This is a genomic window from Streptosporangium carneum (assembly GCF_027922005.1).
Classification (GTDB): domain Bacteria; phylum Actinomycetota; class Actinomycetes; order Streptosporangiales; family Streptosporangiaceae; genus Streptosporangium; species Streptosporangium carneum.
Genome location: NZ_BSEV01000012.1, coordinates 109,179 through 123,430 on the forward strand (window position 1 = coordinate 109,179; position 14,252 = coordinate 123,430).

Sequence of the window (14,252 nt, forward strand, 5' to 3'; positions counted from 1 at the left end):
CGGGCTGACCGCTCCTGGCCGCTGCCAGGTTGACCGTCACCGGTCCGGGGCCCGGCTGACCGTTACCAGGTGGTCGGCTTCTTGGTGCCGAACAGCCAGGCGTCGAAGAGGTTGTCGAGCTGCTTGCCGGAGATCTTCTCGGCCAGCGCCACGAACTCCTCCGTCGTGACATATCCGTACTTGTGCTCGGCGTTCCAGGTCTTCAGCAGCTTGAAGAAGGCCGGGTCGCCGATCCGCTGCCTGAGGGCGTGCAGCGTCATGCCGCCCCGGGTGTAGACCGCGTCGTTGAACAGGTCGTCCGGCTTCGCGCGGCCGGGGGCGTACTTCCAGATGGCGGCGTCGGCGCCGGCCGAGTAGCGGGCGCGGAAGATCCGCTCGGCGCTCGCGTTGCCCTTGTGCTCCGACCAGAGCCACTCGGCGTAGGTCGCGAACCCCTCGTTGAGCCACAGGTCCTTCCACCGCCTGATGCTCATGCTGTCGCCGAACCACTGGTGGGCCAGCTCGTGGGCGATGATGTCGTCGCCGGGGTCGAACCCGCCGTACATGGGCTTGGTCTGGTTCTCCAGGGCGTACCCCGCGGGGAAGTCGTCGATCACGCCGCCGGTCGAGGAGAACGGGTAGGGGCCGAACACCGTGCTCCAGTAGTCGGTGATCTTCCCCGAAAGGGTGTAGAGCTCGTTGAGCGAGTCGCTGTAGCGGGGGTCGACCGCCGCCACGTTCCTGATGCCCGCGGGCGTCCTGCCCTCGCGCATCTCGAACCTGCCCATCGTCACGGTGGCGAGGTAGCTCGCCATCGGGTGGGTCTCCCGCCAGGTGTAGGTCGTCCTGCCGCCCGAGGTGCTCGGGCTCCCGACGAGCTCGCCGTTCGCCAGCGCGGTCACGCCCTCGGGGACGGTGATCTCGAAGTCGTAGCGGGCCTTGTCGGCCGGGTGGTCGTTGCCGGGGAACCAGGTCCTCGCGCCGTTGGGCTGGCAGGTGACGAACGCGCCGTCCGAGGTGGGGATGAAGCCGTACGTGCCGAGGTTGGAGGAGTTTCTGACCGGCTTCGGCTCTCCGGCGTAGGTGACCTCGACGGTGAAGGCCGCCTTGTCGGCGATCGTCTTCGCCGGGGTCACGACGAGCTCGTCCCCGGAGCGCTCGAACCTCGCGGCCGTGCCGTTCACGGTGACCTGGCTGACCTTGAAGCCGGACAGGTCCAGGTTGAACCTGGCCAGGTCCTGGGTGGCCTTCGCGTCGATCCCCGCGACACCGGACAGGTGCTTGCGGCCGGGCTCGTAGTCGAGTTCGAGGCGGTAGTGGCCGACGTCGTAGCCGCCGTTGCCGTCGGTGGGGAAGTCGGGGTCGCCGATCCCCGGCGCGCCGATCTTGCCGCCGTGCCGTTGGGGCGCCGCGGAGCCGACGGTCCCTCCCGCCGCGACGACCGAGCTGGGGCCGCTGTCCCCCCTCGACGCCGAACACCCGGCGGTGCCGATTGTCCCGATGAGCACCGCGGTTGCCGCGATGGCCAGCCGACCGGACGCCATGATCGCACTTCCCCTTCCCGAGCCCGGTCGTGCCGAGCCGCCTTAGTCGCACACTACGCGAGCGGAGGGGGAGACCTGCGATGATCAGGCATCTACGACCAGTGTCCTCGCGGCCATGTCGTGAATAGCCTGTTTACGCCTGGTGAACAGGATGAAGGCGAGGTTGATCCAGCCAAGGCAGCAGGTGGCGTAGAACACCCAGGCGACCAGCTCCCGGATCGCCGCCTGCCCGACGCCGACCCTGCGCCCGCTGACGTCGACCACGCGCAGCCGGAACAGCTTCTTGCCCAGGGTCTGCCCGTTCCAGAAGGCGGTCAGCAGCCAGTAGTACAGGAAGCCGACCAGGCTCGCCAGCAGGGTGTGCTGGACGGGAACCCGGACGAGGACGCCCTTGCTCGTGTCCCACACTGTGGTGAACGTCTCGTAGGTGAACGGCGAGGAGACGATCCCGACGATGACGATGTCCAGGATTCCGGCGAACAGACGGCGCCAGCGCCCGCCGAGCCTGACGGGCGGGCCTGCGCCGTACCCCGGACCGAACGGCCCGCCGCCGTACTCGGGGCCGGGACCCGTGCCGTACTCGGGCCCCGGCGGCTGGGCGGACCAGGAAAAAGATCCTGAGCTGTCCGGTGGTGGTGATCCCATAAGTCGTAGATCACCACATACCGGCCAGCTCAAAGCCAAGCGCTGTTACAGGTTGCCCCTGAGGTCCTGCTCGCGCTCGATCGCCTCGAAGAGCGCCTTGAAGTTGCCCTTGCCGAAGCCGAGCGACCCGTGCCGCTCGATGAGCTCGAAGAACACCGTCGGGCGGTCCTGCACCGGCTTGGTGAAGATCTGCAGCAGGTAGCCGTCCTCGTCGCGGTCGACGAGGATCTTGCGCTTCTTCAGCTCCTCGATCGGCGCCCTGACGTGGCCGATGCGGGCGCGCAGCTCGGGGTCGTCGTAGTAGGAGTCGGGCGTGTTGAGGAACTGCACCCCGGCCGCGCGCATGTGGTCGACGGCGGTCAGGATGTCGTTGGTCGCCAGCGCGATGTGCTGCACGCCGGGGCCGCCGTAGAACTCCAGATACTCGTCGATCTGCGACTTCTTCTTGGAGATCGCGGGCTCGTTGAGCGGGAACTTCACCTTGCGGGTGCCGTCGGCGACCACCTTGGACATCAGCGCCGAGTACTCGGTGGCGATGTCGTCGCCGATGAACTCCGCCATGTTGGTGAAGCCCATGATCCGCCCGTAGAACTCCACCCACTCGTCCATCTTGCCGAGCTCCACGTTGCCGACGCAGTGGTCGACGGCCTGGAAGACACGGCCGTTCTTCACCTCGGGCGCGGGGACCATCGGCTCGGCCGCGACGTAGCCGGGAAGGTAGGGACCGCTGTAGTTGGACCTGTCGACCAGGGTGTGCCGGGTCTCGCCGTAGGTGGCGATCGCCGCGAGCACGACCTTGCCGTGGTCGTCCTCGACGATGTGCGGCTCGACGAGGCCCTTCGCGCCCCTGGCCACCGCGCCCTGGTAGGCCGCCTCGACGTCGGGGACCTCGATGGCCAGGTCGATGACGCCGTCGCCGTGCTCGGCGACGTGGCGGGCCACACCGGTGCCGGGCCGTACCGCGCCGCGGAACTCGAACCTGGCGCTGCCCGAGGTGAGGACATAGGCGACCTCGTCACGGCTGCCGTTCTCCGGTCCGCGGTAGGCCACCAGCCGCATGCCGAAGGCGCTGGAGTAGTAGTGGGCCGCCTGCTTGGCGTTGCCGACGGCGAAGACCACGGCGTCCATGCCGTTCACGGGAAAAATGTCGCTCATGCGAATACTGTCGGTTTTGGTGGGCTGACTGTGCAAGAGTTACGTTAATCAGTGGACAACTTGTACATCCAGCCGCCGTCGAGACCGGAGTGTCTGTACAACATGACGATTGATCACCTCGACGCCCGGCTCATCGCCCTGCTCGCGGCCGAACCCAAGCTGGGCGTCCTCGAGTGCTCGCGACGGCTCGGCGTGGCCAGGGGAACGGTCCAGGCCCGTCTCGACCGGATGGCGGCCAGGGGGGTGATCACCGGCTTCGGGCCCGACGTCGACCCCTCGGCCCTCGGCTACGTGGTGACGGCGTTCGTCACCCTGCAGATCCGCCAGATCAGCGGGCACGTCCCGGTCGCCGACCAGCTCGCCGCCATCCCCGAGGTGCTGGAGGTCCACACGATCACCGGCGGCGACGACATGCACTGCCGCGTCGTGGCGCGGAGCAACGCCGACCTGCAGCGGGTCATCGACCTGATCGTCGAGGTCAGCGGGGTGGTCAGAACCTCGTCCGTGATCGCCTTGGACACACCCGTGCCATACCGGGTCCTTCCCTTGGTGGCCGATGCCCCGCGTCAGGGGAGGGGCTAGCCGTACTATCCCAAGCAGGGTTCAGACACCGTTATGCATCGTTTACCCTTACGGTTCCGTGCGGCCGACGGGGGTCGGCCGCCGACGGGACGGGGGGACGCGTGCTAAAGGGCGGGCTGAGAGGCGGACAGAAGGCCAGGCCGAGGAGGAGGCTCCTGAGGATCGCGCTCGTCGTCTTCGGCGTCCTCACACTCTCCGCGGTCGGCGCCCTCGCGGTCGCGTGGGCCATGACGCCGATCCCCGACAGCACGCAGCCGAGGGCGACCGCCCAGGGGTCGGTGATCTACTACCGTGACGGCAAGACCGTGCTGGCCAGGCAGGGGGTCAACCGCAAGAGCGTGTCCCTGGACCAGGTGCCGCAGCACGTCAGGAACGCGGTCATCGCCGCGGAGAACCGCTCGTTCTACGAGGACAAGGGCGTCTCCGTCACGGGCACCTTCCGCGCCATGTGGTCCACGATCACCGGGCAGCAGCTCCAGGGCGGCTCGACGATCACCCAGCAGATGGTCCGCAACTACTACAGCGGCCTCAGCCAGGAACGGTCCATCGTCCGCAAACTCAAGGAGGTCATGATCTCCTTGAAGGTGGACCAGTCGAAGTCCAAGGACTGGGTGCTCGAGCAGTACCTCAACACGATCTACTTCGGCCGCAACGCCGACGGGATCCAGGCCGCGGCCGACGCCTACTTCCACAAGGACGTCAGCAAGCTGACGCTCTCGGAGGGCGCCTACCTCGCCGCCGTGATCCAGCAGCCGTCGCGGTTCGCCGACCCCCGGGGCGCCGACCTGGAGGCCGCCAAGGCGCGCTGGCGGTCGGTGATCGACGGAATGCGGCAGACCGGAGCCCTCACCGCGGAGCAGGCGGAGGCCACCGCCTTCCCCGAGCTCAAGAAGCCCAGGCCGATCTTCGCCCCCAAGGGGCAGGAGGGCTACATGCTCGACCAGGTGACGGCCGAGCTCAAGCGCAGGGGATACACCGACGAGACCGTCAACCAGGCCGGACTGAAGATCGTCTCGACCTTCGACAAGGGCCTGATGGCCGCCGCGGAACGCGCCGTCACCTCCGTCCTGCCGGAGAGCACCCCCAAGCAGGTGCGCACCGGGCTGGCCGCCGTCGACCCCGCGACCGGCGAGGTCGTCGCCTTCTACGGCGGCCGCGACTGGAGGACCCAGTCCTACGACAACTCCTTCGGCGCCAAGGTCCAGGCGGGCTCGACCTTCAAGGCGTACACGCTGGCCGCCGCCCTGGACAACGGCCTCGGCCTCGACACCCGGGTCGACGGCAACTCCCCGCTGCGGATCACCTCCGACGGCAAGGGCATCCCCAACTCCGGCGGATACTCCTACGGCCAGATCAACCTGGTCAAGGCGACCCAGAGCTCGGTCAACACCGCCTTCGTCGACCTGGGGCGGAAGGTCGGCCTGGACAAGGTCGTCGAGACCGCCGAGAAGTCCGGCATCCCCGCCGACCAGCTCTCCCCGCACCGCGCCGCCGCGACGCTGCCGCTGGGGGTGGCGTCGGTGAGCGCCGTGCAGAACGCCTCAGGCTTCGCCACGTTCGCCGCGGGAGGCGTCCACCGCGAGGCCCACGTGATCCGCTCGATCACCGACGCCGACGGCAGGACCACCAAGATCCCGACCAAGGGCAGGCGGGCCTTCAGCGAGCAGACCGCGACCGACGCGACCTACGCGCTGACCCAGGTCGTCACCGCGGGAACCGGCTCCGCGGCCCGGCTCTACGACCGTCCCGTCGCCGGCAAGACCGGCACCACGGACAAGTCGGCGTCCGTGTGGTTCGCCGGGTTCACCCCGCAGCTGGCGACGGCCGTCGACATGTTCCGCGACGACAACAAGCCGGTCGTCGTGGACGGCAGCGCCCTGTACGGCGGGACCTACCCCGCCCAGATCTGGCGCGCCTTCATGACCGAGGCGATGTCCGGAAAGCCGGTCAAGGAGTTCGGCGAGCCGTCCAACTACGGCTACTCCACCACCTACGACGACGGCTACGACTCGGACGCCGACGACTACGGCGACGACTACGGAGACCAGGACAGCCCCCTGCCGCCCACCCGGAACCAGGACGAGACGACCACCCCGACCCCCGAGTACACCTCGTCACCGGACGACACGGGGAACGGGAACGGCGACGACGACGGCCCGGGCAACGGAAACGGGAACGACGGACCTGGGAACGGCGACGGCACCGACGACGGGCCTGGGAACGGCGACGGCACCGGCATCGGCGGCAGGGAGCAGTCCCCGTCCCAGGACGAAACCACCCAGAGCCGCCCGGACTGACGACGGTCAGGAGGTCAGCTCGGCTCGCAGGGCGGCCGGGGTGGTGACGGGCATCCGGCAGGCGAAACCGCGGCACACGTAGGCCGCGGGGACGCCCTCGACCAGGCCCCGGCCCTCCAGCAGCGGAACCTCGGCCGATCCCGGCTCGCCGAGCGCGACGACCAGGCCGGGGGCCGGTGACAGCAGGGCGGCCCTGTGCAGCGCCGAGGTGGCGGGATCGCCGGGGGCGCCCACGACCGCCACCTCCACCGGTCCCGAGACGGCGGCCTGGGCCACCGCGAGGCCCCATCCGGCGAACCTGGCGTGCTTGCCCGCCAGGACGGTCACCGTGCCGAGGGCGGCCTCCGCCGCCTCCCTGTGCCTGGCCGAGCCGGTCAGGGCCGCGTAGGAGAGCAGCGCCCCCGCCGCCGCGAACTGACCGGACGGGGTCGCGTTGTCCGTGGGGTCCTGCGGGCGCTGGAACAGCCGTTCGGCGTCGTCCGCGGTGTCGAAGAACCCGCCGGAACCGTCGGCGAACCGGTCGAGCACCGTTTCGAGCAGGGCTCCGGCCCGGTCGAACCAGCGGACCTCCCCGGTCACGCCGTACAGGGAGAGCAGGCCCTCGGCCAGGTCGGCGTAGTCCTCGAGGACCCCGGCGTTGTCTCCGGCCCGGCCGTCCCGCGAGGTGCGCAGCAGCCGGTCGCCGTCCAGGTGGAGCTCGTCGAGCAGCGTGGCCGCGCCGCGCGCGGCCTCGACCAGGTCGGGGCGGTCGAACAGGGCGCCCGTCTCCGCGAGGGCGGCGACGGCCAGGCCGTTCCAGGCGGCCACCACCTTGTCGTCGCGGCCAGGCCGCACCCGCTGGGCGCGCGCGGCCAGCAGCGCGGCGCGCACCCTGGCGAACCGCTCGGCGTCGTCGGGGTCGGACAGCAGCTGGAGCACCGAGGAGCCGTGCTCGAACGTTCCGGTCACCTCGAACAGGTCGATCGCCCAGGCGCCGTCCTCCTCGCCCAGGACGTCGCGGATCTCCTCGGGGGTCCAGACGTAGAACCTGCCCTCCACCCCCTCGCTGTCGGCGTCCAGGGCCGAGGCGAAGCCGCCCTCGGGGGTGCGCATCTCGGCGAGCAGCCAGTCGGCGGTCTCCAGCGCCACCCGCCTGGCCAGGACCGAACCCGTCGAGCGCCACCAGTGCGTGTAGACCCGCAGCAGCAGCGCGTTGTCGTAGAGCATCTTCTCGAAGTGCGGCACCACCCAGTCGGCGTCCACGCTGTAGCGCGCGAACCCGCCGGCGAGCTGGTCGTAGATCCCGCCCCTCGCCATGGCCTCCAACGTCCGCTCGGCCATCGACATCGCCGGCGCCGCGTCCGTCCGGGGCTCCTCGCCCGTCCGAGGGCCCCCGTCCGCCCGCGGCTCCCGGCCGCCGGACGCGGGCCGGAGCTCCGCCGCCGCGCCGTACCTCAGCAGGAACTCCAGCGCCATCGAGGGCGGGAACTTCGGCGCTTCGCCGAACCCGCCGCGCTCGGCGTCGAAGGACCGGCTCAGGCTCTCCACCGCCTGGGCCAGCGTGCCCGCGGTGGGCAGCGGTCCCGAGGGCAGCGCGGTCCGCTCGTTCAACGCCTCCACGATCTTCGAGCCCTGCTCGAGCACCCCGTCGCGGTCACCGGTCCAGGCGTTAGACACCCCGGCCAGCAGCCGGTGGAAGTGCGGCCTGGGGAAGTAGGTCCCGGTGTAGAAAGGGTGGCCCTCCGGGGTCGCGAAGACCGTCATCGGCCATCCGCCCTGGCCGGTCATGGCCTGGGTGGCCGCCATGTAGACCGCGTCGACGTCGGGCCGCTCCTCGCGGTCCACCTTCACGTTGACGAAGCGCTCGTTCATCATCGCGGCGGTGGCCTCGTCCTCGAACGACTCGTGCGCCATGACATGGCACCAGTGGCAGGCCGAGTAGCCGACGGAGATCAGCAGCGGCACGTCCCTCCGCCTCGCCTCGGCGAACGCCTCCTCGCCCCATTCGAACCAGTCGACGGGGTTGTCGGCGTGCTGCAGCAAGTAGGGGCTGGTCGCGTCCTTCAAACGGTTCATCAGGACCTCTCCCGCGTACGCGGTGCGTACGTTCTGCTCGCGCCGGGGGGCGCGGGGCGCGGCGCCCCGGGGCCACCTGGTCGTGCCTGCACGGTCTTTCTTCACAGTAGACCGGGACCGGGAGAGGCGGGCGGGCCACGGCCGCAGGGCCGGGCGCTCACCGCCGGTCACCGGTCAGCGGTCGGTGGCGGGCGCGGCCGGCGGAGGATCACCGCAGACCGCGGACGGTCACTGCCGGTAGGTCGTCAGGAAGCCGCTCAGGCGTCCGATCGCCTCCTCCAGGTCGTCGGCGCGCTGCAGGGTGACGACGCGGAAGTGGTCGGGACGGGCCCAGTTGAAGCCGGTGCCCTGCACGACGAGGAGCCGCTCCCGCTCCAGGAGGTCGAGGGCGAACTGGACGTCGTTCGAGATCGGATACGTCTCGGGGTCCAGGCGCGGGAAGACGTACAGCGCGCCGAGGGGCTTGACGCAGCTCACCCCGGGGATGTCGTTGAGCAGTTTCCACGCGCGGTCACGCTGCTCGCACAGCCGCCCCCCGGGGCGCACCAGGTCGTTGATGCTCTGGTGACCGCCGAGCGCGGCCTGGATCGCGTGCTGGCCGGGCACGTTCGGGCACAGCCGCATGTTGGCGAGGATGTCGAGACCCTCGATGTAGGAGACCGCCCGCTCCTTGGGGCCGGAGATCGCCATCCAGCCCGAGCGGTACCCGCACACGCGGTACGTCTTCGACAGGCCGGAGAAGGTCAGGCAGAACAGGTCGGGGGCCAGCGACGCGATCGAGGTGTGGACCGCGCCGTCGTAGAGGATCCGGTCGTAGATCTCGTCGGCGAAGACGACCAGGCCGTGCCTGCGGGCGAGGTCGGCCAGGCGTTCGAGCAGCTGGGGCGGGTAGACGGCTCCGGTCGGGTTGTTCGGATTGATGATCACCAGGGCCTTCGTCCTGTCGGTGATCTTCGACGCGATGTCGTCGAGGTCCGGCAGCCAGTCGGCCTGCTCGTCGCAGACGTAGTGGACGGGGGTGCCTCCGCTGAGCGAGACCGCCGCCGTCCACAGGGGGTAGTCAGGGGAGGGGACCAGCACCTCGTCGCCGTTGTTGAGCAGCGCCTGCATCGCCATCACGATCAGTTCGGAGACGCCGTTGCCGAGGTAGACGTCCTCGACGTCGAGGTCGGCGATGCCGTGCTCCTCGTAGTGCTGCACGACGGCCCTGCGGGCGCTCAGGATGCCCTTGGAGTCGCCGTAGCCGTGGGAGACGGGGAGGTTGCGGATGACGTCCTGCAGGATTTCCTCGGGAGCCTCGAAGCCGAACGGGGCCGGGTTGCCGATGTGCAGCTTGATGATGTGGTGGCCCTGGGCCTCCATCTCGGCTGCTCGTTTCAGCACGGGGCCGCGGATGTCGTAACAGACGTTTGCGAGCTTGTCTGACTGCCTTACCTGCATCGTCACACTTTAACGTCGCCCAGGGGCGTCCGATCCGGCCGGGACCGCCCGTGGGAAGGCGCTCCTGGCCCCTTCCCACGGGCGTTCCCACACCCTCCGCCCCCTCCCGCCGGACGGGTTCACCCGGTCGGCCCGGCGGGAGGGGGACGGCGTCGTGACGTCAGCAGGTCCCTCTCGGACGTGCCCTGGTGGCGAGGTCGACCTGGCCGGCGGTGCCGTCGGCCCAGACCACCTGGGTGCCCTCGACCGCCGCGAACTGGGCCTGCTCACCCCGGTTGCACGTGACCCGCACCGGTGCGCCGCCCTTCGCGGGAATCTGGGTGAGCTTGGGCAGGGTCTCGTTGCCGATCACCCACAGGTCCGTGTGGACGCTGTAGGTGACGGCCTCGTCCGTGGCGTCCACGTCCAGCAGCTCTGGAGCGGACGCGTCGTCGGGGGTCAGGGCCGCCGGGGCGCCGCCGTCCGCCTTCGCGCGCATGATGCCCTGCCTGCCGTCCCGCTGGGCGTCCTGCAGCCAGACCAGGTGGGAGCCGGTCAGCACGGGGGCGAAGACCAGTCCGGTCACGCCGGGCGGGCTCGGCGGGGCGGGCAGGTCGCTCTCCCGGCCCGAGGCGAGGTCGCGGGTGGCGATCACCGCGCTGCGGGAGCCGTCCCGCAGGTGCTGCTTGATGTAGGCGATCCGGCCGTTCTTGATCGTCGCCGCCCTGCCGTACACCTCCGGCTGGGGCGTCACGTTGACCGGGGGCGCCTGGCCCTTCCTGACCCACAGGTCGTAGCCGTCCGTCGCGGAGTCCCAGAGCGAGTAGGCGACGGTGTCGCCCTCGACGGCCAGGTTGAGGACGTCGCCGTCACCCTCGTAGACGAGTCTCTGCGGTCGCGAGCGGTCCAGCGGCCTGCTCCACACCTGGCTCTTCCAGCCGGTCCCGGTCTCGGCGTAGGTCAGCCACACCGCGCTCCTGCCGTCCGTCGCCGGCTCGTAGGCCGAGATCCCGCCCGGCTCGGAGAGCCGCTCGGCCCCGCCGCCGCGCACCCGGCCCGTGTACACGGCGGAGGGCGCCGAAAGGTCGGCGGAGGAGTTGGTGATCACGTAGCGGTCGCCCGCCGCGTCCGGCTGGGCGTAGTAGTCGGTGAGGCCGCGCAGCAGGACGTCGTGGTCGGTGGGGATGCCGCGCTCCCAGCCCGGCCTGATGCCGTGGGCGTCGAAGGCGCGCTTGATCGTCAGCAGGTCCCCGGCGCCGAGCCGTGACCGCGCGGCGGCCGCGAGCACCGCCCGCCTGCCGTCGACGAAGTCGTCCAGGGGCGTCATGTACTCCGACAGCGCCTTGAGCACGATCCTGTCGGCCTTCGGGCCCAGCTTCTCGCGGATGTCCCACAGGGCGCCGCTGAAGATCGTCGAGTTGACGTGGACGCCCGCGTCGTCGATGCGCCCGGTGGAGCCGATGTAGTCGGCGAGCGTGGTGCGCCCGTCGTTGAGGTCGCGGAAGGCGCACTCGCGCGGCGTGCCGGTACGGCAGAGCGTCTCGCCCACCAGGCCCGAGTCGGGGTGGGCGGGGTCGGTCCCCTCGACGTCCGACTGGACGGCGTTGCCGAAGTAGTCGGCGAGGCCCTCGTTCATCGCGCCCGGCTGGCCGAGGTAGACCAGGTTGGCGGTGTGCTGGACCACGCCGTGGGTCATCTCGTGGCCGACGATGTCCAGCGCCGAGGCCAGCGCGTGATAGCCGTCGCCGCCTCCGCCGTAGACCATCTTCGTGCCGTCCCAGAAGGCGTTGAAGAACGGCTGGCCGAAGTAGGTGACGTTGACGACCGAGTTGATCGAGCCGCCCCTGCCGTCGAGCCCGTCGCGGCCGAGCCGCCGGTAGTACTCGTAGACCTGGCCCGCGCCCCAGTGCGCGTCCACCGCGCCGATCTCGGAGGCCGTGCCGGTGAAGGCGGGGGTCTCCGCGGAGACGACGGGGGTGCCGGGCGGCAGCTTGCCCTGGAACTGTGAGATGTCGCCCCCCTCCGCGTCGTAGGTGACGATCTCTCCCGCGGTGCCGTTCCACATCGCCCGCGCGCGGTCACGCAGCTCGTACCTCCCGTCGGCCCGCTGGTAGGCGTTCAGCGGCACCGTCCGGTCGTGGGAGGTCGTGCCCGAAGCGGTGACCGGGCCGTCGGCCGCCGCGCGGATCCGGTTGGTGACGAACAGCACGGTCCCGGTCGCCGCGTTGACGTAGACGTCGGCGAACAGGGGGCGCTGCCCGAGCGCGTCCGTCCCGGTGACGGCGACCTGCCAGGCCAGCAGGCCCTTGCCGGCCGGGGTGACGATGAGCCCGCCGGAGGTGGCGGTGAGCTCACCCGCGTCGCCGCCCGACTCGGCCGCGACACGGGACCGGGCGACGTTCAGCGCGAGCCGTTCGGGGAACCTCGGCGTGGTCGAGACGTCCAGGCCGGTGAGGAAACGGCCGCCCGCGCCGGTGACCCTGTGGGTGTCGCCCTCCTTGCTCATCTGCACGAGGTAGTGGGCGCCGAAAACGCGGACACCCCGATGGCGCTGCTCGAATCGCACGGTTTCATCGGAACCGTCGCGTGTCACGCCGAGCGGCACGAGCTCGGCGTCGGCGTTCTTTATTCCGTACCGTCCGCCACGGAGGTGATTTCGGGCGACGGCGACGGGGTCGCCGGCCTTCGGCGCCTCGTTGAGGCCGCTGACGAGTGCCGGGGCGTCGGTTCCCGGGCGGGCCTCCACCTGGGCCGGAGGAGGGTCGGCCGCCTGGGCGGGGCTCCCCGCCAGGAGGGAGAGCGCCAGGGCCAGGGGGGTGGCCACGGCGAGCAGGGTGGGGGGTCGTAACACGGATTCTCCTGCGTCTCGAGGATCGCCGAGACTGATCGAAAGGCGATGGTCATGATCTAGCAGGAGTTTGGCAAAAAATCATGACTTTTGATCACATTTATGGCGTGATAGCTTAAAAGCTGGTCAAAGAGGAATTAAAGCTTTCTTGATTCCATCGCTCCCTCGCGCCCCGCTCGTGCTCTCCCACAGCGGAAAACCCCTCCGCGGTCTCTTCCACGCGGTGAGCGAGGTTTTCCCGAGTCGTACCGGGGTGGGAGATGTGCTGGCGCGGCTTCCGGCGTAGGCTCACTGGGCGTGGATCTCGACTTCGTCTGTGTGCACGCCGGGAGGCCGGCCGCCGAGCTGACCCGGAGAGATGTGGCTCGCGCGCTGCTCGCGGTGCCGTCAGGAGTGGCGCTCGTGGCCGTTCCCGACCTGCGGCGGGCGCTGATCGCGCTGGGCAACCCGCTGTCCCCGCCCTTCTGGGAGTCCACGAAGGCGACGCTCAGCGCGATCGAGTCCGGCGGCGCGACGGTCGGCGACGTGCAGCGCTGGCTGGAGTCGACCGGCACCGAGCCGCTCCTGCTCACCCGGAGCTTCTTCGTCTGGCCGGAGGAGGACGAACGGGGGCCGATCGCGAGGGAGATGTTCCTGAGGCTGGTCGCCTACCTGGAGGAGCGGGTCGCCGCCGGTGAGATCGACCCGGACGCGCTGGCCGTGCGGGACGAGGAGGCCAGGGAGGCCTACGAGGACCTGCAGGAGCGCTGGCTCAACAGCCCGTTGCCCGACGGGCGGGTGCCGGGGGTCGCGGTGAGCGACGAGCAGGACGAGGAACTGTTCGCCGCCTGGGACGAGGAGGAGGCGTTCGCGCTCAGCGAGCTGCGGCGCATCCTGGCCGAGCTGCCCGCCCCCGAACGGCCCGCCGCCGACCTGCGCGCCGCGTGCGTACGGCTCCGCGAGGTGCTGGCCGGTCCCGGCTATCCGGGCAACGTCCTGCGGGCGTGCGCGGGCTACGAGGGGGAGCCGCTGCCCGCCGACGACGAGGAGCTCTGGCTGACCGTCACCGCGGGCATCGCGGGACCCATCTCGGACCTGCCGGAGGACGACGACACCCCTGAGGCGTTCTCCGACATGGACGGCGAGCTCAGCCACGAGGACGCCGTGCTGGCCGCCCTGTGCGCCATCCACCACGCGGACTGGCTCGCCGTGGTGGCGACGCTGGCGAGGCGGGGGCCCGGAGTGCTGGCGTCGCCCGAGCGGATCGCCCGCTTCATCGCCGAGTCCGAGGACATCGACGTCCAGATGGACGACCCTGAGGACCTGGACGCGGCCGAGACCCTCTTCAGCTCGGTCACGCCGCTGTGGGCGTGCCTGGGAATCGTGGACAAGAGCGAGGTGCTCACCCCGCTGGGCCGCTGGGGCCTGCCGAAGGCCCTGGAGCGCGCCTGGTCATGAGACGGCGCGAGGCCCGTGGGCGCTTTGCGGTCACAGAGACCGGTCTGCGGCGCCCTTGCTCGCGGCGCCCTTGTTCTGCTTCCTCAGCTCCGCCTCGGACGGAACCTCGATCTTGGAGATCTGCCGCCTCATCGACTTGACGAGGAGGTAGAGGGCCAGCCCCAGCGCGGCCACGACCAGGAACCCCAGGAGGCCGGGGCTGACGGTGGCGGTGTCGAGTGGTGAATTCACACCTCAAGTCTGCCACCGCCACCCCGTGGTCCCGCCGTCGGCGTGTCGGCGGGCCGCCCA

10 protein-coding genes are annotated in these 14,252 nt (G+C 70.4%); 3 read left to right on the forward strand and 7 right to left on the reverse strand.

What is annotated here, in order from left to right; genetic code table 11:
• Window positions 1–62: 62 nt before the first annotated feature.
• From PKF00_RS24725 to hppD, 3 genes are all read right to left on the reverse strand, one after another.
• Window positions 63–1,523, reverse strand: coding sequence for a M1 family metallopeptidase (locus PKF00_RS24725; protein WP_271220016.1), 1,461 nt, complete (start codon window positions 1,521–1,523; stop codon window positions 63–65).
• Window positions 1,524–1,607: 84 nt separating this feature from the next.
• Window positions 1,608–2,168 (reverse strand): RDD family protein, encoded by a 561-nt coding sequence (locus tag PKF00_RS24730; RefSeq protein ID WP_271220017.1) that lies wholly within the window; start codon window positions 2,166–2,168, stop codon window positions 1,608–1,610.
• Window positions 2,169–2,213: 45 nt separating this feature from the next.
• Complete coding sequence (hppD, locus tag PKF00_RS24735; RefSeq protein ID WP_271220018.1) at window positions 2,214–3,323, reverse strand: 4-hydroxyphenylpyruvate dioxygenase; 1,110 nt, start codon at window positions 3,321–3,323, stop codon at window positions 2,214–2,216.
• A 102-nt stretch (window positions 3,324–3,425) separates the two neighbouring features.
• Between hppD and PKF00_RS24740 the strand changes: the two genes are divergently transcribed.
• Window positions 3,426–3,905, forward strand: coding sequence for an Lrp/AsnC family transcriptional regulator (locus PKF00_RS24740; RefSeq protein WP_271220019.1), 480 nt, complete (start codon window positions 3,426–3,428; stop codon window positions 3,903–3,905).
• A 101-nt stretch (window positions 3,906–4,006) separates the two neighbouring features.
• Window positions 4,007–6,202 carry a transglycosylase domain-containing protein gene (locus tag PKF00_RS24745; protein WP_271220020.1) on the forward strand — a complete coding sequence of 732 codons (2,196 nt, stop codon included), beginning with the start codon at window positions 4,007–4,009 and terminating at the stop codon, window positions 6,200–6,202.
• A 6-nt stretch (window positions 6,203–6,208) separates the two neighbouring features.
• Here the strand turns inward: PKF00_RS24745 and PKF00_RS24750 are convergent, their stop codons facing one another.
• The 3 genes from PKF00_RS24750 to PKF00_RS24760 form a co-directional block, all read right to left on the reverse strand.
• Window positions 6,209–8,257 carry a thioredoxin domain-containing protein gene (locus PKF00_RS24750; protein WP_271220021.1) on the reverse strand — a complete coding sequence of 683 codons (2,049 nt, stop codon included), beginning with the start codon at window positions 8,255–8,257 and terminating at the stop codon, window positions 6,209–6,211.
• 228 nt (window positions 8,258–8,485) lie between these two features.
• A complete protein-coding gene (locus PKF00_RS24755; RefSeq protein WP_271220022.1) occupies window positions 8,486–9,697 on the reverse strand; it encodes a pyridoxal phosphate-dependent aminotransferase in 1,212 nt (403 codons plus the stop codon).
• A gap of 160 nt (window positions 9,698–9,857) precedes the next feature.
• Window positions 9,858–12,527: a M4 family metallopeptidase gene (locus PKF00_RS24760; RefSeq protein ID WP_271220023.1), complete on the reverse strand. Its 2,670-nt coding sequence runs from the start codon at window positions 12,525–12,527 to the stop codon at window positions 9,858–9,860.
• 294 nt (window positions 12,528–12,821) lie between these two features.
• Here PKF00_RS24760 and PKF00_RS24765 point away from each other — a divergent pair, with 294 nt between their 5' ends.
• On the forward strand, window positions 12,822–13,961 hold the full coding sequence (locus tag PKF00_RS24765; RefSeq protein WP_271220024.1) for a hypothetical protein: 1,140 nt from the start codon (window positions 12,822–12,824) through the stop codon (window positions 13,959–13,961).
• Window positions 13,962–13,991: 30 nt separating this feature from the next.
• Here the strand turns inward: PKF00_RS24765 and PKF00_RS24770 are convergent, their stop codons facing one another.
• Window positions 13,992–14,192 carry a hypothetical protein gene (locus tag PKF00_RS24770; protein WP_271220025.1) on the reverse strand — a complete coding sequence of 67 codons (201 nt, stop codon included), beginning with the start codon at window positions 14,190–14,192 and terminating at the stop codon, window positions 13,992–13,994.
• Between the last annotated feature and the right edge of the window lie 60 nt (window positions 14,193–14,252).